Origin of the sequence: Lentzea sp. NBC_00516, assembly GCF_036346835.1 — a bacterium.
Lineage (GTDB): Bacteria > Actinomycetota > Actinomycetes > Mycobacteriales > Pseudonocardiaceae > Lentzea > Lentzea sokolovensis.
Genome location: NZ_CP107840.1, coordinates 7,392,777 through 7,411,072, shown reverse-complemented (window position 1 = coordinate 7,411,072; position 18,296 = coordinate 7,392,777). Strand labels below are relative to the sequence as shown.

21 protein-coding genes are annotated in these 18,296 nt (G+C 67.7%); 13 read left to right on the top strand and 8 right to left on the bottom strand.

What is annotated here, in order from left to right:
• The first annotated feature begins 101 nt into the window (after positions 1-101).
• Positions 102-2,522, top strand: a complete 2,421-nt coding sequence (locus OG205_RS33915; protein WP_330271999.1) for a M48 family metalloprotease — start codon at positions 102-104, stop codon at positions 2,520-2,522.
• Here the strand turns inward: OG205_RS33915 and OG205_RS33910 are convergent.
• Positions 2,515-3,804 (bottom strand): adenylosuccinate synthase, encoded by a 1,290-nt coding sequence (locus OG205_RS33910; RefSeq protein WP_330271998.1) that lies wholly within the window; start codon positions 3,802-3,804, stop codon positions 2,515-2,517. The two genes, OG205_RS33915 and OG205_RS33910, sit on opposite strands and share 8 nt — an antisense overlap.
• A gap of 110 nt (positions 3,805-3,914) precedes the next feature.
• On the opposite strand from OG205_RS33910, the gene OG205_RS33905 reads away from it, so the two are divergent.
• The gene (locus OG205_RS33905; RefSeq protein WP_330271997.1) at positions 3,915-4,523 is read left to right on the top strand and encodes a hypothetical protein; all 609 of its coding nucleotides are present in this window, start codon (positions 3,915-3,917) and stop codon (positions 4,521-4,523) included.
• Positions 4,524-4,628: 105 nt separating this feature from the next.
• Positions 4,629-5,258: an HNH endonuclease family protein gene (locus OG205_RS33900; RefSeq protein ID WP_330271996.1), complete on the top strand. Its 630-nt coding sequence runs from the start codon at positions 4,629-4,631 to the stop codon at positions 5,256-5,258.
• 159 nt (positions 5,259-5,417) lie between these two features.
• Here the strand turns inward: OG205_RS33900 and OG205_RS33895 are convergent, their stop codons facing one another.
• From OG205_RS33895 to OG205_RS33885, 3 genes are all read right to left on the bottom strand, one after another.
• A complete protein-coding gene (locus OG205_RS33895; RefSeq protein ID WP_330271995.1) occupies positions 5,418-6,521 on the bottom strand; it encodes an FUSC family protein in 1,104 nt (367 codons plus the stop codon).
• Between the two features lie 460 nt (positions 6,522-6,981).
• On the bottom strand, positions 6,982-7,392 hold the full coding sequence (locus tag OG205_RS33890) for a DUF3151 domain-containing protein (RefSeq protein WP_330271994.1): 411 nt from the start codon (positions 7,390-7,392) through the stop codon (positions 6,982-6,984).
• Positions 7,393-7,424: 32 nt separating this feature from the next.
• Positions 7,425-7,547 carry a hypothetical protein gene (locus tag OG205_RS33885; protein ID WP_330271993.1) on the bottom strand — a complete coding sequence of 41 codons (123 nt, stop codon included), beginning with the start codon at positions 7,545-7,547 and terminating at the stop codon, positions 7,425-7,427.
• Between the two features lie 146 nt (positions 7,548-7,693).
• Here OG205_RS33885 and OG205_RS33880 point away from each other — a divergent pair, with 146 nt between their 5' ends.
• Entirely contained in the window at positions 7,694-8,809 is a 1,116-nt protein-coding gene (locus OG205_RS33880) for a hypothetical protein (RefSeq protein WP_330271992.1), read from the top strand.
• Here OG205_RS33880 and OG205_RS33875 read toward each other — a convergent pair.
• Positions 8,802-9,173, bottom strand: a complete 372-nt coding sequence (locus OG205_RS33875) for a winged helix-turn-helix transcriptional regulator (RefSeq protein ID WP_330271991.1) — start codon at positions 9,171-9,173, stop codon at positions 8,802-8,804. The genes OG205_RS33880 and OG205_RS33875 overlap by 8 nt on opposite strands.
• An 85-nt stretch (positions 9,174-9,258) precedes the next feature.
• Between OG205_RS33875 and OG205_RS33870 the strand changes: the two genes are divergently transcribed.
• Positions 9,259-10,098: an SDR family oxidoreductase gene (locus OG205_RS33870; RefSeq protein WP_330271990.1), complete on the top strand. Its 840-nt coding sequence runs from the start codon at positions 9,259-9,261 to the stop codon at positions 10,096-10,098.
• Positions 10,099-10,146: 48 nt separating this feature from the next.
• On the opposite strand, the gene fbaA is transcribed toward OG205_RS33870, so the two are convergent.
• Complete coding sequence (fbaA, locus tag OG205_RS33865) at positions 10,147-11,181, bottom strand: class II fructose-bisphosphate aldolase (protein ID WP_330271989.1); 1,035 nt, start codon at positions 11,179-11,181, stop codon at positions 10,147-10,149.
• A gap of 157 nt (positions 11,182-11,338) precedes the next feature.
• Between fbaA and OG205_RS33860 the strand changes: the two genes are divergently transcribed.
• Positions 11,339-11,623, top strand: a complete 285-nt coding sequence (locus OG205_RS33860; RefSeq protein ID WP_330271988.1) for a DUF427 domain-containing protein — start codon at positions 11,339-11,341, stop codon at positions 11,621-11,623.
• On the opposite strand, the gene OG205_RS33855 is transcribed toward OG205_RS33860, so the two are convergent.
• Positions 11,613-12,386, bottom strand: coding sequence for a TIGR03620 family F420-dependent LLM class oxidoreductase (locus tag OG205_RS33855; protein WP_330271987.1), 774 nt, complete (start codon positions 12,384-12,386; stop codon positions 11,613-11,615). The two genes, OG205_RS33860 and OG205_RS33855, sit on opposite strands and share 11 nt — an antisense overlap.
• Positions 12,387-12,424: 38 nt before the next feature.
• Between OG205_RS33855 and OG205_RS33850 the strand changes: the two genes are divergently transcribed.
• Positions 12,425-13,351, top strand: a complete 927-nt coding sequence (locus tag OG205_RS33850) for an aldo/keto reductase (protein ID WP_330271986.1) — start codon at positions 12,425-12,427, stop codon at positions 13,349-13,351.
• A gap of 45 nt (positions 13,352-13,396) precedes the next feature.
• Positions 13,397-14,248, top strand: coding sequence for an SDR family oxidoreductase (locus OG205_RS33845; protein WP_330271985.1), 852 nt, complete (start codon positions 13,397-13,399; stop codon positions 14,246-14,248).
• Here OG205_RS33845 and OG205_RS33840 read toward each other — a convergent pair.
• Positions 14,238-14,522, bottom strand: a complete 285-nt coding sequence (locus OG205_RS33840; protein ID WP_330271984.1) for a YciI family protein — start codon at positions 14,520-14,522, stop codon at positions 14,238-14,240. The two genes, OG205_RS33845 and OG205_RS33840, sit on opposite strands and share 11 nt — an antisense overlap.
• A 40-nt stretch (positions 14,523-14,562) precedes the next feature.
• Between OG205_RS33840 and OG205_RS33835 the strand changes: the two genes are divergently transcribed.
• From OG205_RS33835 to OG205_RS33815, 5 genes are all read left to right on the top strand, one after another.
• Positions 14,563-15,126, top strand: coding sequence for a SigE family RNA polymerase sigma factor (locus tag OG205_RS33835; protein ID WP_330271983.1), 564 nt, complete (start codon positions 14,563-14,565; stop codon positions 15,124-15,126).
• 150 nt (positions 15,127-15,276) lie between these two features.
• Positions 15,277-16,185, top strand: coding sequence for an ROK family protein (locus OG205_RS33830; RefSeq protein WP_330271982.1), 909 nt, complete (start codon positions 15,277-15,279; stop codon positions 16,183-16,185).
• Positions 16,185-17,336 carry an N-acetylglucosamine-6-phosphate deacetylase gene (nagA, locus tag OG205_RS33825; RefSeq protein WP_330271981.1) on the top strand — a complete coding sequence of 384 codons (1,152 nt, stop codon included), beginning with the start codon at positions 16,185-16,187 and terminating at the stop codon, positions 17,334-17,336. Before OG205_RS33830 ends, nagA begins: the two co-directional genes overlap by 1 nt.
• Before the next feature lie 4 nt (positions 17,337-17,340).
• The gene (locus tag OG205_RS33820; protein ID WP_319976567.1) at positions 17,341-17,535 is read left to right on the top strand and encodes a hypothetical protein; all 195 of its coding nucleotides are present in this window, start codon (positions 17,341-17,343) and stop codon (positions 17,533-17,535) included.
• 23 nt (positions 17,536-17,558) lie between these two features.
• Positions 17,559-18,275 carry a DedA family protein gene (locus tag OG205_RS33815; RefSeq protein ID WP_330278285.1) on the top strand — a complete coding sequence of 239 codons (717 nt, stop codon included), beginning with the start codon at positions 17,559-17,561 and terminating at the stop codon, positions 18,273-18,275.
• The last annotated feature ends 21 nt before the right edge of the window (positions 18,276-18,296 follow it).

Here is an 18,296-nt window from a genome sequence, read left to right as displayed (position 1 = left end):
AAATCGTGAAAATGCGTCGGACATGGAGATGTTCCCCGCACGGACATATTTCCCGCCAACGGCTTAGTGACAGCGCGGTCCGAGACGATCAACATGCAGGCATGGATTCGGTGGGGGACAGACCAGGGGTGCCTTCCGGCACCACGCTGAGGTTCGCGTCGTTGGTGCTGCTGGCGGTGGCGACCACGTTGCTGATCTTCGGCCAGTACGCGTCCGTGTGGCCGGCGCCGACCTCGCTCGATCACGCCCGTTGCCAGGTGAAGTCGGGCCTGTACCTCACCTCGACCTTGGAGGTGGATCCCGACGAGTCCAAATGGGACGGTTATCGGGCGTGCATGGCCGAATTCCTCGACGGCCGGGCGGCGTGGCTCGCCGGCGGACTGGTGTTGCTCTTCTCGTTGGCGCTGCTGATCTACGTGCTGCGCCCCGCGTGGGTGCGCTACCGGCGGAACCTGGTTCCCGTTCCGGAGGAACTGGTCGAGCCGCTCGCCGAACTGGTCGCGGAAGCGGGGCTGACCAGGGCGCCGACCTTCCTGCTGGACCGGGCGAAGTTGCGTGCGGGCGGTGTCGCGTTCGGCACGCACCGGCGCAAGTACGTCGCGCTCAACGTCGGCATGATGGCGTTGCGCCGCATCGAACCCGAGTCGTTTCGCACGATCGTGCTGCACGAACTCGCGCACGTCCGCAACGACGTCGGGATCACCTATGCGACGCTCGCGATCTGGCGCGCCTACGTCGTCGCGGTGCTGGCTCCGTACCTGCTCACGCTGGTCCAGCCGCTGTGGGCGGTCACCCCGTTCCGGGTGCCCCGGCTGCCGGACAGCTCGTACAAGTGGGCGGAGATGTGGCACCTGATCGTGCTGGTGGGCGTGGTGTTCGCAGCTCGTGTCGCCGTGCTGCGGGCGCGTGAGAAGCAGGCTGACGCACTGGTCGTGCACTGGACGGGTGATCCCGACCCGTATCAGCTGTTGCCGCACACCGGACGCCTGCGCCGCTGGCTCGGCCACCACCCTGCACCCGCGCGCCGCCGTGCCGTCATGCGGAACCCCAAGTCGTTGCTGCGGCCGGGTTTCTGGGAGACGCTCGGCAGCGCGGTGGCCGTGCAGGTCGCGTGGTGTCACACGGTGGCGGCGCTGCACGCGCTGACCTGGTATCACGAGGGCAACGGGTCACACCTGATCATGCGAATCGTCTGGGCGGTGCCGATGGCGGCGCTCATAGGTCTGATCGCCTGGCGCGGTGCGGCTTTCGGGCCACGCCGGGGCAGGTTCGCGGTGCCGGGGCTCGCCGTCGGTCTGGGCGTCGTGCTCGGCGACCGGCTGGACGCGCACAACTTCGTCCCGATCAGCCTCCACACCATCCTCGCCTCGCTCGCTCTGGCCGGCACCGCCACGCTCGTGACGGTCTGGGCCGGGTACTGCGCGACTCTCGGGCGAACCCGTTGGCACGGCTGGGTTCTCGGGCCGTCGATCGCTTTTGTCACTTTCACGCTGCTGTCGTGGTTCCCTGAGATCCGCGTGGCCGAAGCGGTCTGGCACAACAACGTCGTGCCGGTGATGGACCTGCTCGACGCCTCCGTGACGAAGGCCGTGACCCTTCCGTTCCTGCTGAACTTCAACCGGGTGCCGACGGTCGTCGCGCTGGCGTTGCTGTGGCTGGTGCCGCTGGTGCTGCGTCGCGAGTTCCCCCGGTTCGCCGCGCTGGCCGGTGTGCTCGGCGGGGTGCTCGCCGCCGCCGCGGTGGTGCTGCTCGGCTCGGCCGGAACGCCGCTGGACGCCACGGCCTGGCAGATCATCGCCGTCGTGGCCGTCCAACTGGTCGCGGTGGCGGTGGCGCGGGTGGACAGGGTGGGCGCGTTGCTCACGGCGTGGCTGATCGGGCTGGCGGGGACGGCGGCGATCTGGCTGACGCACCTGCACGGGTCCGAGGTCGACAGCGTCCTCGCGACGCGGCCGCACCAGGTCCTGCCGGTCCTGGGAACGCTCGCGGCGTTGATCGCGGGTGGTTACGGCCTCCAGCGCGGCTACGCCCGCTCAGGGCCGATCTGGGCGGCCGGAATCGCGGTCCTGGGTGTCGCGGTGGCGGCGTGGTGGCCCCACGCGGCACCGACGGCGACGCAGTTGCAACCGGCGCTTCCGGCCGAGACGAAGGTCGACACCGACGAGGCCGTGAACATCTGGATCTTCGGCGGCGGCTGGGACCGGATGATGGCCGTGGTGCAGGCCCAGGACAAGGTGTTCGCGGGCGTGCGGGCAGCGGACCCGGAGGCGATCGCGGCCGGGTGCGAGCAACTCGGGCCCGTGCTGCGCGAACCGTTCCCGCTGCCGCCGGACGCGAAGATCGCCACGACGTGGACGGAAGGGTTGCGGGCCATGGAGAACGGCACGCGGTCGTGCCTCGTCGTCTTCCGGGACGCCGGCAAGGACGACGGTTCGATGTCGAAGGAGTTCCTGAAGGGCCTCGACCAGCTGGAGGTCACGCAGACCGCGCTGATCGAGGCCCAGAAGCGAGCTCTCAGCTGAGCACGTCGTGGCGCACGATCGTCTGGTCGCGGCCGGGGCCGACGCCGATCGCCGAGACGCGGGCGCCGATGATGCTCTCCAGGTACTCGACGTACGCCTTGGCGTTGGCCGGCAGCTCGTCGAACGTGCGGCAGTGCGAGATGTCCTCGAACCAGCCCGGCAGCTCTTCGTAGACCGGGACGGCGTGGTGCACGTCGGTCTGCGTCATCGGCATCTCGTCGGTGCGGCGACCGTCCACTTCGTACGCGACGCAGACCGGCACCTTCTCGAGGCCCGACAGCACGTCGAGCTTGGTGAGGAAGTAGTCGGTGATGCCGTTGACGCGGGAGGCGTAGCGGGCGATCACGGCGTCGAACCAGCCGGTGCGGCGCGAGCGTCCGGTGGTGACACCGAACTCACCACCCTGCTTGCGCAGGTACTCGCCCTGGTCGTCGTTGAGCTCCGTCGGGAAAGGACCGGAGCCGACGCGGGTCGTGTACGCCTTCAGGATGCCGATCACGGTGCTGATGCGGGTCGGGCCGACACCGGAACCGACGGTCGCGCCGCCCGAGGTCGGGTTCGACGACGTGACGAACGGGTAGGTGCCGTGGTCGACGTCGAGCAGGGTGCCCTGCGAGCCCTCCAGCACCACGATCTCGTCACGGTCGAGCGCCTGGTTGAGCAGCAGGCGGGTGTCCGCGATGCGGTGCACGAAGTGCTGACCGTGCTCCAGCACCTGGTCGACGACCTGCTCGGGGTCGAGCGCCTTGCGGTTGTAGACCTTGACCAGCACCTGGTTCTTGAAGTCCAGGGCGGCCTCGACCTTCTGCCGGAGGATCTTCTCGTCCAGCAGGTCCTGCACGCGCACGCCGACGCGGGCGAGCTTGTCCTGGTAGGCGGGCCCGATGCCACGACCGGTCGTGCCGATCTTGGCCTTGCCCAGGTAGCGCTCGGTCACCTTGTCGATGGCCACGTGGTACGGCATGATCAAGTGCGCGTCCGACGAGATCAGCAGACCGCTGGTGTCGACGCCCTTCTCCTCCAGGCCCGCGAGCTCCGTGAGCAGCACGCCGGGGTCGACCACGACACCGTTGCCGATCACGTTCTTCACGCCGGGCGTGAGGATGCCGGACGGGATGAGGTGCAGGGCGAACTTCTGACCGTCCGGGAGGACGACGGTGTGACCCGCGTTGTTGCCGCCCTGGTAGCGAACGATCCACTGGACACGCTCACCGAGGATGTCGGTGGCCTTGCCCTTGCCCTCATCGCCCCACTGGGCACCGATCAGCACGACGGCCGGCATGTGAAACTCCAAGCACTTGGACTGGTTCAAGCGAATGCCGGTACGTGAGGGTAGACCAGGAGATGACCGTGCGCGGAATCGTGTTGGCCTGCGGAAACACGCAGTCGCCAATGATCGCTCAACGTGACGACGTGCGGGTCGTCCCCGCCCGCCCCGGCAAGGACCACGTCGACCAGCATCTGGACGCCGAACGGCTGGTCGTCGCAGGCACCGACGCCGACCTCGCCGCTGTCGCGTTGAGGTTGCTGCGCAAGGAGAAGCTCGGTTCGGTGGCACTGGGTTACGTGCCGATCGCCGATTCGTCCGTTGCCGCGCTTTGGGGGCTTTCGACCGATCCCGCACGTGCCCTCGACATCGCCCTGAATGGTGACGTAGATCCCGTCCCGCTCGTCCGCGACGACGTCGGCGGAGTGCTGATGGGTCTCGGCGTGTTGTCACCGGTTCGTGGCGTCGGTTACAGCGACGCGGACAACGTGCTGCGCGGCCAGGCCAGCCGGATCGAGTGCACGCCCGACCCGGAGGGTGGCCTCGGCCTGCAGATCCGAATCATCAACAAGCGCCTCTTCGGCTCCAAGGTCCGCGTGAGCCGCCCGCGCGCGTTCCAGCTCGCCTGCCTGCTCACGACCGCGGTCCTGGACGGCCACAAGCACCCGCGCCCGGTCGACAAGTGGACCTGGTACCGCCACACCGAGGACTTGAGGCTCGTGCGAGGCCTCTAGCCGTGCGGTTGTCATTCACTTGAGTGTCACCCGAAGGCATTGCCTAATTTCATAATGTGACTGAGGGTAGGTCCCGATCACTTTCCAACAAGGAAGGTCGGGACGATGTCAAAAGTTAACCGAACCATTGGTGTTTTAGTTGCCACCGCAGCTCTCACCATTGGTTTTGTTTCCCCTGCACTCGCGACACCGCCGAACATCCCCAGCGCCGCCACCGCGAAGTCCGAATTGGCCGGCCTCACAGTCGCCATCGAGGGCGACATGGCGGGCTATTCACGCGACCTGTTCCCGCACTGGATCACCCAGTCGGGCACCTGCAACACCCGAGAGGCCGTGCTGAAGCGCGACGGCACGAACGTGGTGACCAACTCGTCGTGCGCGGCCACCTCGGGCCGCTGGTTCTCGCCGTACGACGGCGCGACCTGGACCGCGGCCTCCGACGTGGACATCGACCACATCGTGCCGCTGGCGCAGGCCTGGAGGTCAGGAGCGAACGCCTGGACGACGCCGCAGCGCCAGGCGTTCGCCAACGACATGTCCGGCCCGCAGCTCATCGCGGTGACGGACAACGTCAACCAGTCCAAGGGCGACCAGGACCCCGGCAAGTGGAAGCCACCGCTGACGTCCTACTACTGCACTTACGCCAAAATGTGGGTACACACCAAGTACCGGTACAACTTGAAGACCGATTCGGCTGAGAAGGCGGCGTTGACGAGCATGCTGAGCACCTGCTGATGGCGACACTCTCCGCGCTTTTCGTAGCGGGCCCAGGCGGCGTGATGACCGACGAGGTCGGCGTCGTGACAGGCGACCTGGAACTGAGCACAGAACTCTCCGACGACGGAAAGTTCCGTGCGCTGGTCCGCTACGAGGGCGCGGAAGAGTGGTACGCGATCACGGGCGCTTCGTGCGTCCTGGCAGATCCCCGGGATCACGAACAGGTGCATTCTCTTCTGCTGGGCCTGTTGAACCGGCCGGAGGGCTGAGCGGCGGCAACGCCTCCATCGCCTCACTCCGGTTCAGCCCGGTCGCCTGCAGCAGGTCCACCGCGACACTGCGGATCTGCGCCAGCACGACCTTGGACGAGAACCCGTCCCCACCGAGACGCCGCGCGGTGAGATGCCGCGCGGCGTCCCGCACGGCCTCCCTGGTCAGCTTGGGCTCCGCACCCTTCTCAAGCTCACCTTTCAAACAGTCCACAGCGTCCGCATAGTCCTTGAGCACGTCCGGCACCCCGTCCGGAATGGGCTCATCGGCCTTCAACGCCGCCATCGCCCGCCGCGCCAGCACCCGAGTGTTCCGAATCGCGTAGTCCACGGGCCCAGCCGCCACCTGATACCGCTTGAGCTCGTCCTTGGACCGCCACCGAATGGGCGCGATCTTCGCGATCTCACTCCCGGTCTGCAACGCGGACTTGTAGTCGTCGATGGTCGTCTGACTGGTCCGCAACTCGGCAAGCACCCCAGCAGCCTTGACCGAGTCCTTCTCCTCCAGCGCCTCCGCAAGAGTCCGCAACGCCAAACTCAACGTGTTGGTGAGCGCCTTCAACTGCCGCTGAGCCACCGTGACCGGATTGGCCGGAATGAGCGCAGCCACAGCCAACCCGACCAGCCCACCGGTCAACGCGTCGATCATCCGATCGAACCCACCACCAGCGCTGGGCGGCAGCAACGTGGCCACAAGCACAGCACTACTACCAGCCTGCAACGCGATGACAGACCCGCCGTCCAACAACACAGCGGCCGACATCGCCAGCCCGACGACAAGCGCGATCTGCCAGGGCCCACTGCCAATCCAGCTGATCAGCGCGTCGCCAACCCCAACACCGACAGAAACACCGACAACGAGCTCACCAACCCGCCGAAGCCGCTGCCCCAGCGACACCCCAAGGGACACAACAGCGGCAATCGGCGCGAAGAACGGGTGCAGATGCCCGATGACAAGCGTCGCCACAAGCCAGGCAAGCCCAGCGGACAGGGCACTTTGGACGATCGGCAACGCGGCCCCACGCCACCGCGAAAACCCACGTCCGACCGCATCCCTGACCGCGCCCACAACTCACCCCGCCCGCTGTACCGCCACCATGCCGCCGCCAGTCTCATCGCCCGCGAAGCCGAAGGCGAGCCGTCCTACCGAGCGGGCCCGGCGGTGGGGTCCCGTCACGAGTCGCACCACAGCACTTGCTGCATGCGAGAAGGGGTGTCAAACGGACACGCTTTTCGTCCGTTTGACACCCCTTCTCGCATGTGGCCCGCTCTTGGTTCGGCTCGTGACGGGACCCCACCGCCAACGCACCCCTCAAAGCAACAGGCGGCCGCCCAACGCAACAGGCGTGCCATCTACCTACGCGTGGCGCCCTCCCCCGATCAGATTGCCGGGGGTCTGGGGGCAGAGCCCCCAGGGGAAGCAAGCAAGGTGACAGGCCGCAAGCAACCGGGGAACGCTACGCAAAGGAGCGTCAGACCAGCCCAAGCGCAGCCGGAGCCTCAGCATCGGAGTCAGCGAGGAACTTGGAGCACCTCTCCCACTCCTCGTCCTCCCCAATCTCCCGAGCAGCCAGCGCCAACGCCCCAAGCGCCCTCAAAAACCCCTGGTTGGGCCGGTGCGACCAAGGCACAGGCCCAAACCCCTTCCACCCGGACCGACGCAGCTGGTCAAGCCCACGGTGGTACCCGGTACGGGCATAGGCATAGGCAGCAACAGGGTCCCCAGCGTGCAACGAACGCTCAGCCAGCAACGCCCAAGCCTCGGAGAAATCCGGATAAGCCCGAACGATCTTGGCCGGGTCAGTGCCGCCATCTGCGGCAGCCTGCGCCTCAGGACGTTCGGGAAGACGAGTCGGCTCGGGCCCGAGGAGGTTCTCAACCATGCGCCCCATCGTGCCGCATCCCCGGAACCGGGCTAGATGAACATCCTCATGACGGCGGCCACAACGGCCAGCAGCAGCACGGTGACAAGCACCCCGGCGATGATCCGCTGCTTGGTGGTCGCCTTGTACCTGTCGTCGTAACTGTCAGAGCTCATGGCCGTGCACCTTGCCGATCCACCCCGTCGAAGTTCAACTTCGCGCACGCCCGTTCACTCCATCGTGCACACGAATTGGAAACATCAGGGTAAAACCAGGGCCGTTCGCCCTACCTGGACACCCGAGCTGCGCTCATGATGTTCGGATGATCCAGGGGGTTAGGCAGTTCCGGGAGCTGTACTGGGAGCGGGGCGCGCCCGGCAGGGAGACACCGGCGGCGCTCACGAAACAGCTCTACCAGCTGTGGCTCGTCGGTCTCCTGCTCAAGTTGATCGGGTCGTCGTGGGACGTCTCGTGGCACTTCAAGTGGTTGCGCGACGACCTCGCGCCGCCGCACCTGATCAACACGGTCGGCACGGTCATCGTGGTCGGGCTGACGTTGTTCCACACGTTCACCGGGTACGGCGGCGACAAGCTGACCATCCGGTTGATGCAGGTCGGAAGCGGGATCTTCCTCATCGCCCTGCCGATCGACATCATCAACCACCGGATCAACGGGCTCGACATCACGAGCTGGAGCGGGTCGCACGCGCTGCTCTACCTGGGCACGGCGGTGATGCTGGCCGGCGCGATCCGCGGGTGGATGAAGTACTTCCCCGAGGGCAACGCCCGGACGTTCGGGCTCGTCGCGCTGTGGTTCTTCTTCCTGGAGAACGTCTGGTTCCCCAACCAGCACCAGGAGTACGGCGTGCGCGCGTTGCAGGCCTGGGACAGCGGTAGGGCCGAGGCCGAGCCGATCCTGCTGCAGTTCGCCGCGGACCAGCTGGGCGTGCCGGTCGGACGTGAGGCGGTCGTGCACTTCGCACTGCCCATCGCGGACTGGGTCTACCCGGTGTGGGGGCTCGTCGCGGCGGCGATCGTGCTGGTCATCGCCCGGCGCACCATCAACACGCCCTGGGCGGCCACGGTGGTCGCCGGCGGTTACGTCGCGTACCGGTGCCTGATCTGGCCGTTGCTCGCCGGGATCGACTTCCCGAAGTCCGCGGTGCCGTTGTTCCTGATCCTGGTCGGGCTCGCCATCGACGCGGCGCACGCGATCAAGATGCCGACGCCGGCCGCGGCGGTGCTCGGGTCGGCGGCCGTCACGACGGTCGGGTACGTCGGCATCTGGTTCCAGCAGGAGTACCTGTGGGGGCCGCCGATCTCGTTCTCGTCGGCGGCGGTCACGGCCGTGCTGCTGGCGGTGCTGTGGACGGTCGGGGACATGGTGATCCATCGACCGGAGACACAGCTGATCGCCTCGAGACTGAAGCTCAGCTAGGAAGCTCGGCCGACAACCGGGTGGTGATCCGGCCGAACAGCTCGGCCAGAGGCTCGCCGACGTCCCGCCCGAACTCGGTCAACCCGTAGGTGACCTGGGGCGGGGTCGTCGGCTCGACCTTCCGCCAGATCAGGCCGTCCTCGACGAGCCCGCGCAGGGTCTGGGACAGCATCTTCTCGCTGATGCCCCGGATGCTCTCGCGCAGCTCGAAGAACCTCAGGTCGTTGGTCTGCAGGGAGATCAGCACCCAGATTCCCCACCTGCTGGTGACGTGGTCGACCATCTCGCGCGCGGGGCAGTCGGTGTGAAACACCTCATACCGCTCCGTCGACTCGGACCGCGTGAACTGAGTTCCGACCGCCATGTCCGGAGCTTACCTACAGGTACGTCCTTACAAAAAGTAAGCCCGGTTCCTAGCGTCGTCACCACAACGACGAAGGAGCTCCAAAATGATCGTGGTGACCGGCGCTACCGGCAACATCGGGCGACCGCTGACGAGGGCGCTGGCCGAGGCTGGCGAGCAGGTGACGGCGGTGTCGCGGCACGCGTCAGCCGTACCTGACGGCGTCCAGCACCTCGTAGCCGATCTGGCCGACCCGAAGACCCTCGAACCCGCCCTGGCCGGCGCGAAGGCGTTGTTCCTGCTGCTGTCCGGCGATCTGCACGCCGCCGGGGCCAACCCGGCCGACGTCATCGTCCAAGCCGCGGACAGCGGGGTCCGCCGAATCGTCCTGTTGTCCACGCTGGGTGTGGTGACCAGGCCGTTCGGGACGACGCGGATCGCCATGCTCGAACTGGAGGACGTGCTGCGGAACTCCGGCGTGGACTGGTCGATCCTGCGGCCGGGCGGCTTCGCGACCAACGCACTGTGGTGGGCCGAGTCCGTCCGCGCGCAGCGGACCGTCGCGGCACCGTTCGGCGACGTCGGCGTGCCGATCATCGACCCGGCGGACATCGCGGACGTCGCGGCCGCGTGCCTGCTGGACGACCGGCACGCGGGCGCTGCCTACGAGCTGACCGGCCCGGAGGTGATCACGCCGCGCGAACAGTCGGAGGCCATCGCCGCCGCGCTGGGCGAGCCGGTGCGGTTCCACGAGCTCACCCGCGCCGAGGCCAAGGCCGGCATGGAGCAGATGATGCCGGGCGAACTCGCCGACGACACCCTGGACATCCTCAGCTCGCCGACACAACACGAGCTGCGGGTCAGCCCGGACGTGCAAGAAGTCCTCGGCCGCGCGCCGCGCACGTTCGCCGAATGGGCCGAACGCAACGTCGAAGCCTTCCGCTGAAACAAGAAGGGCCCCGGCGCAAAGCCGGGGCCCTTCTCACAACCGGTGTCAGCCCGCGATCATGCGGCCCGACGACTTGAGGTGCTCGCACGCCTGCGCGATGCGCGCGCCCATGGCCGTCTCGGCGGCCTTGAGGTAGCTGCGCGGGTCGTAGACCTTCTTGTTGCCGACCTCGCCGTCGATCTTCAGCACACCGTCGTAGTTCGCGAACATGTGCGCCGCGATCGGACGGGTGAAGGCGTACTGCGTGTCCGTGTCGATGTTCATCTTGATGACGCCGTACGACACGGCCTCGTGGATCTCCTCCAGCAGCGAGCCGGAGCCGCCGTGGAAGACCAGGTCGAACGGCTTGGAGCCGGCCGGGAGACCCAGCTTCTCCGCCACGACGTCCTGGCCCTGCTTGAGGATCTCCGGACGCAGCTTCACGTTGCCCGGCTTGTAGACGCCGTGCACGTTGCCGAAGGTCGCGGCGAGCAGGTAGCGACCCTTCTCGCCGGCGCCGAGCGCCGCGAGGGTCTTCAGGTAGTCCTCGGCGGTCGTGTAGAGCTTGTCGTTGATCTCGTTGTCGACGCCGTCCTCCTCGCCACCGACGACACCGACCTCGATCTCGAGGACGATCTTCGCCTTGGCGGACAGGTCGAGCAGCTCGCTCGCGATCTGGAGGTTCTCGTCCAGCGCGACGGCCGAGCCGTCCCACATGTGCGACTGGAAGAGCGGGTTGCCGCCCTTGTCGACGCGCTCCTGGCTGATCGCGATCAGCGGACGCACGTACCCGTCGAGCTTGTCCTTCGGGCAGTGGTCGGTGTGCAGCGCGATGTTCACGGGGTACTTGGCCGCGACGACGTGCGCGAACTCCGCGAGCGCCACGGCGCCGGTCACCATGTCCTTGACCTTGGTGCCCGAGGCGAACTCGGCACCGCCGGTCGAGACCTGGATGATGCCGTCGCTCTCAGCCTCGGCGAAGCCGCGCAGAGCCGCGTTGAGCGTCTCCGACGACGTGACGTTGATGGCGGGGTAGGCGAACTCGTTCGCCTTGGCCCGGTCCAGCATCTCCGCGTAGACCTCGGGAGTTGCGATGGGCATCGGTGGTCCTCCTCAGGCGCCCTGAACGGGTGTCAGCTCGCATCCTACGAGGCCGAGTCACGGGGCCAACTCGGTGGCCGTCCTCACAGAGTGATCGATCAAGTACCAGTTGACCAGCCGGTCTGCGCTACCCGCCGGTAGGGGGATAGTGGATGACATGGCAACCGCTCAGTGGAACGGCAAGATCATCGCTTCGAGCGACGACACCGTCGTGGTCGAAGGCAACCACTACTTCCCGCTGGAGTCCGTCGATCCGGCCGTGTTGAAGGCGACCGAGTACACCACCCACTGCCCGTGGAAGGGCGACGCGAACTACTACTCGTTGCAGGTAGACGGCGCCGAGAACACCAACGCGGCCTGGTACTACGCCGAGCCGAAGGACGCGGCGAAGCAGATCAAGGGCCACGTGGCGTTCTGGAAGGGCGTCGAGATCAGCGCCTGAGTCCGAGGGCGTCGGCCAGTTCCGCGTGGTGGCCGTTCAGCGACTGGACGGCCACGTGGTCGGCACCCGCGTCGACGTGCGCACGCAGCTTCGCGGCCACCTGGTCCGCGCTGCCGTGCGCGACCAACGCGTCCACGAGGCGGTCCGACCCCTTGACGTCCTCTGCGGTGAATCCGTAGCGCTGCCAGTTGTTCGTGTAGTTGGTGAGCGAGAAGTAGAACGAGAGCTTCTCGCGCGCGATGGCCCGCGCGACTTCCGCGTCTTCTTCGACGACGACGGTCACCTCGGGCGCGAGGAGCTTGTCGCCGAGCACCTTGCGGGCCTCGGCGGTGTGCTCGACCGGCACGAGGTACGGGTGGGCGCCCGCGGTCCGGTCGGCGGCGAGCTTGAGGACCTTCGGACCGAGCGCGGCGAGCACCAGCCGGTCGGCGGGCACGTCGAGCCGGTCGAGGTAGGACACGAGCTTGTCGTAGGGCTTCTCGTAGGCCTGGTCGAGCTGTGGGTGACCCACGCCGACGCCGAGCAGGAACCTGTCGCTCGCGAGCCGGTGAAACTCGGCGGCGACCGCCTCCGGTTCGGACTGCCACACGTTGACGATGCCGGTCGCGATCGTGATCGACTCCGTGGTGTTCAGCGCGTCCTCGACCAGCGAGATGTCCGGCGAACCGCCGATCCAGAACGCCCCGTAGCCGAGCGCCTCGATCTCACCGATTCGTCCGGCCCACTCCTGGTGCGAGCCCCAGACTCCGAACGTTCCCAGCATGCGAACCCCAATCGTCGCGGCGTACTACCTTTCGCAGTATGCCGATCTTGAGCACCACAGACCTGGACGTGTCCCGCCTCTGCCTGGGCGGCAACGTGTTCGGCTGGACCGCTGACGAGGACCAGTCGTTCGCAGTGCTCGACGCCTACACCGAGGCGGGCGGGAACTTCGTCGACACCGCCGACGTGTACTCGGCCTGGGGCGAGGGCAACTCCGGCGGCGAGTCGGAGGCGATCATCGGCAGGTGGCTGGCCGGGCGAAGCGACCGCGACCAGATCGTGGTGGCGACGAAGGTCGGCATGCTCGCCGGTTTCAACAACCAGAAGCGCGACACCGTGCTGACGGCCGCCGAACGCTCGTTGAAGCGGCTCGGCGTCGACCACATCGACCTCTACTACAACCACCTGGACGACACCAGCACGCCGTTGGAAGAGACGCTGGCCGCCTACGACCAGCTCGTCCGCGACGGCAAGGTCCGGTACGTCGCCGCGTCCAACTTCTCCGCCGAGCGGCTGGCGAAGGCGCTGGAGATCCAGGAACGCGAGGGCTTCGCGAAGTTCGTGGCGCTGCAGCCCGAGTACAGCCTGGTCAGCCGCGACAAGTTCGAGGGAGAGCTCCAGGACACCGTGGCGAAACTAGGCCTCGCCACCCTGACGTACTCGTCGCTCGCCAAGGGCTTCCTGAGCGGCAAGTACCGGCCAGGCGTCGAGGTCCAGAGCGCACGGGCCGGCGCGGCCTCGAAGTACCTCGACGAGCACGGTCTGCAGATCCTCGAGGTGCTCGACGAGCTGGCCGAAACGCACGAGACCTCGGTCGCGGCGGTCGCGTTGGCATGGCTCGCCCAGCAGCCGACGGTGGCCGCGCCGATCGCCTCCGCCCGCACGTTGGAGCAGCTCGGCGACCTGCTCCCGGCGCTGACCCTGGAGCTCACCCAGGCCGAGGTGGATCGCCTCAGCGCAATTTAACTTGCCAGTAGCTTACCGGGAGTAGGTTGCGTTACCGTGGCGAGCATGGACGTCACGGGCAAGGTGGTACTGATCACCGGCGCGGCCAGGGGCATCGGCGCCGAGGTGGCGAGGCAACTGGCCGCGCGCGGGGCTCGTCTCGCGCTCGTAGGGCTGGAGAAGGCGCAGCTCGAAGAGGTCGCGCGGCAGACCGGCGGCAAGGCGTGGGAAGCCGATGTCACGGACTGGGACGTGCTCGACCGCGTCATGAACGAGGTCGCCGCCCACTTCGGCGGCATCGACGTCGTGGTGGCGAACGCGGGCATCGCGGCCACAGGGTTCGTGCGTTCGATGGACCCGAAGGCGTTCGAACGGGTCATCGAGGTCAATCTGCTCGGTGTGTGGCGCACGGTCCGCACGGCGCTGCCGCACCTGATCAAGAGCCGCGGCTACTGCCTGGTCGTGTCGTCGCTCGCGGCGATCGTCCACATCCCCGGCAACGCGGCCTACTCGGCGGCCAAGGCCGGTTGTGAAGCGTTTGCGGACAGCCTCCGCGCCGAGGTCAGGCACCTGGGCGTCGACGTCGGCACCGCGTACTTCTCGTGGATCTCCACGGACATGGTCAACAGCGCCGACGAGCACCCGGTCTTCGGCAAGCTGCGCCAGGGCATGCCGGGGGTGGCCGGCAAGAAGTACCCGGTCCGCAACGTCGGCAAAGCCGTGGTCAGGGGCATCGAGAAACGGGCGAAGGCGGTCCACGTCCCCGGCTGGGTCGGCGCTCTGAAGTACTTCCGCGCGTTCACGCCGATGGTCGTGGACCGCCAGGCGGTCGAGGAAGTGGCGGCGGCCGACGTCGAGATGGCCAAGTCGGACACCTCAGGACTGGTCGGGCCGGGCGGTCAAGCCGCTAGTCGGTGAGCCACGAACCGAGCAACGCGTTCCAGACGCGGATCTCCCACTTCGTGACGACGTTCGCCGGCGTGTAGGGATCGGCGGACAGGATCTCCTTCAGCGAGGCCTCGTCCGCCACCTCGTAAATGATCAACGCGCCGGTGTCGTCCGCGTACGGACCTGCGGCGAGGACCACGCCCTTCTCAGCGAGAGAGGCGATGTACTCGCGGTGCGCCGGGCGCACCGCGAGGCGCTTCTCGCTGTCGGGACCGAACACCAATTCGACTGCAAAGCGGGCCATGCGTCCACCGTAGCGACGGTGACCGGTACCGTCCTACCTTGTGGTTGGCGACGAAACACCGCGCACCGTGCAGGACACCCTGACCAACCTGCGAATCAAGGACGGCGTCGCAGGACCTCCCACAGGGCCCCTCACGCTCGAAGACCTGTACAAGCAGCACCGCATGCGCCTCGTGAGGCTCGCGCTGCTGCTCGTGGACGAGCCGTCCACGGCCGAGGACGTGGTGCAGGAGGCGTTCGCCGGTCTGCACCGCAACTGGAAGGGCCTTCGGGACGCCCAGGCGGCGGTCGGCTACCTCCGCACGGCCGTGGTCAACGGCTCGCGCAGCGTGCTGCGCCGGCGCAAGACGGCCCGCGACTACATCCCGCCGCACGTGGCGAACGCACGTTCGGCCGAGTCGCTGGCGATGCTGACCGCGGAGCACCAGGCCGTGGTCAAGGCGTTGCAGCAGCTGCCGCCACGCCAGCGCGAGGTGCTCGTGCTGCGCTACTACGGCGACCTGTCCGAGGCGGAGATCGCCGAGGCCACGGGCATCTCGAAGGGCACCGTGAAGTCGACGGCGTCCCGTGCGCTCGACGCCCTGCAGAAGATCATGGCGGGCTGACCGGCCCGTCCGGGACAGTAAGCAAACTTCACCGTATCCCCAGTTGAGACCGTTTTGCCCGTTGCGGGCGGTTTCAGCTCGTAAGACCACGCGCCCAAATCGGTACTTGGTATAGACCAATAGGCCTCCCATGCCGCAGGATCAGTTCCCGTGGCACGCAGACACGTGGTCGCCGTTGACATCGGTGGCACCGAAACCAAGGCGGCGCTGGTCTCCGGGACCCGGGAGTCGGTGGCGGCGCAGAAGCACGCGCGCCGGGCGACTCCCGGCGAGCTGGCGCCCCTCCTCGACGTCATCGCCGAGCTCGTAGCCGAGCTGGGCAACGCCTCGGAGCACGAGATCGACGCCGTGGGGATCGTGGCGCCGGGCATCGTGGACGAGGCCAACGGCGTCGGCGTGTACACGACGAACCTGCCGTGGAGCCAGTTCCCGTTCAGCGCCGTCCTCACCGAACGGCTGGGCCTGCCCGTCGCATTCGGCCACGACGTGCGTGCCGCGGGCCTGGCCGAATGCCGCATGGGGGCCGCCAGGGACCTGCGCAACGCGGTGATCATGCCCATCGGCACCGGTATCGCCGGCGCGCTGCTGCTGGACGGGAAGATCTACAGCGGCGAGGGCTTCGCGGGTGAGATCGGACATGTGAACGTCGGCCACGGCGTGCCCTGCGCCTGTGGCCAGATCGGCTGCGTGGAGACAGTGGCGTCCTCCGCGGCGATCGCCCGCCGGTACACCGCACGTACCGGCACCCCCGTCAAAGGCGCCGCTGAGGTCGCACTCAGGGTCCGGGACGGGGAGCAGGACGCAGTCGCCGTGTGGCACGAGGCCGTGGACGCGCTCGCCAGGGGGATCCTGGTGCTGGCGACGCTGCTCGGTCCGGAGGCCGTCGTGCTCGGCGGTGGGCTCGCACTCGCAGGAGACCTGCTGGTGGAGCCCCTGAGGGAACGGCTGGACGGCCTGATCGCCTTCCAGCGCCGACCGGAGCTTCGGCTCGCGGCGCTCGGCGACGAGGCGGGCTTCCTCGGCGCGGCGCTGCTGGCCATCGACACGCTGGAGGCGTGATGAGCACGTGGGGTGGACCTGTCGACGTGATCCTGACCGGGGGTCGGGTCGTCACGCCGGGCGGAGTGCTCGAGAACGGGTGGGTCAGCGTCAGGGACGGCCGGATCGCCGCGGTCGGAGAGGGCACGGCTCCTGAGGGCCCGACCCACGACGTGGGTGGCGGCACGATCGTGCCGGGGTTCGTCGACATCCACTGCCACGGCGGTGGCGGTGCCGCGTTCACCAGCGGCGACCCGGAGAAGATCCGCAAGGCCGCGGCGGCGCACCGCAAGCACGGCACCACGACGATGCTGGCCTCACTGGTCACGCGCCCCGTGCCGGAACTGGCCGACCAGGTGTCCGCGCTGGCAGAGCTCGTGCAGGAGGGCGTCGTCGCGGGCGTTCACCTCGAGGGCCCGTTCCTGTCCGCCGCCCGCTGCGGCGCGCACGACCCGGCGATCCTGTGCCCGCCGGAGCGGACCTCGGTGACGAAGCTGCTCGACGCGGGCAAGGGCACCATCCGCATGGTCACCATCGCGCCCGAGCTGGAGGGCGCCGTCAACGCCGTGCGTCAGCTCGTGGACACCAACGTCATCGCCGCGATCGGTCACACCGACGCGACCGAGGCGCAGGTCAGGCCCGCCGTCGACGCCGGCGCGTCGGTGGCGACGCACCTGTTCAACGGCATGCGCCCGCTGCACCACCGCGAACCGGGTCCGATCGGCGCGCTGCTGGACGACGAACGCGTGACCGTCGAGCTCATCTGCGACCTGGTGCACCTGCACCCGACCGCCGTCCGTCTCGCCGCACGCCACGCGGGTCTCAAGCGCACCGTCCTCATCACCGACGCCATCGCGGCGGCGAGCGTGGGCGACGGCGTGTACGACATCGGCGGCCTGGAAGTGCGCGTCGTCGACGGAGTGCCAACGTTGGCAGGAGGCGCTTCTCTGGCCGGCAGCACGCTCACGATGGACATGGCGTTCCGCAACGCCGTCAACTCGTGTGGGCTGTCGCTCGTGGAGGCCACGCACGCCGCCTCGACCCGTGGCGCCGAGCTGCTCGGCCTCGACACGGGCAAGCTCGAAGCCGGACTCGCTGCGGACATCGTCGTCCTAGATGCAGAATTGAAGCCGCAGGACGTGATGGTCAGGGGCGAGTGGGTCAAGGAATAGGTGGATGGCGGACGATCCGGAACGACTGGTGACCGACGCGTTGCGAGCGCAGGCGACCAGCACGAATGCCGGATTTGCCGTACCTGTCCCAATTGACGACGACCGTCCCGCACCCATGTCGGTGTGGTGGGTGCTGGGCCTCGCGCTCCTGTTGGGCCTGGCAGCGGGCACGGTGGCCGCAGTGATCACCCTGAGCTGACCTGTACCGTTGTCGCCGTGACGATTGCATTGGGCCCTGACTGGCTGGATCCCACCGCTCTGCTGAACAACCTCGGCCCGTACATGCTCATCGGGCTGTGCCTCATCATCTTCGCGGAGTGCGGGCTCCTCGTCGGCTTCTTCCTGCCCGGCGACTCGCTGCTGTTCACGGCAGGTCTCTTCGTCGCGGCGGGCACCATCGACACCCCGCTCTGGCTCGTCTGCGTGCTGCTGACCGTGTGCGCGTTCGCCGGCAACGTCGTCGGTTACTACATCGGCGTGAAGGCCGGCCCGGCGCTGTTCAGCAAGCCGGAGTCGAAGATCTTCAAGAAGGAATACGTCGACAAGACGCAGGAGTTCTTCGACAAGTACGGCGCGCGCGCCATCGTCCTCGCCCGGTTCGTGCCGATCGTCCGCACGTTCATCACGGCGATGGCCGGTGTCGGCAAGATGGACCCGAAGAAGTACTTCACGTACTCCGCGATCGGCGGCGTGGCGTGGGCCGCGGGTCTGACGATCCTGGGCTACTTCCTCGGCCAGGTCGCGTTCATCAAGAACAACCTCGAGATCACGCTGATCGCCATCGTGCTCCTGTCGGTCGTGCCGATCATCATCGAGGTGATCAAGGCGCGCAAGGAGAAGAAGTCGCTCCTGCAGGAAGAGGCGGACGACATCACCCAGGTCATGCAGGCTCAGCTCCAGGACGACTCGACGCAGATCATCCCCCGCGTCGAACGCTGACCAGCAGCTTGAGCCCGTCTG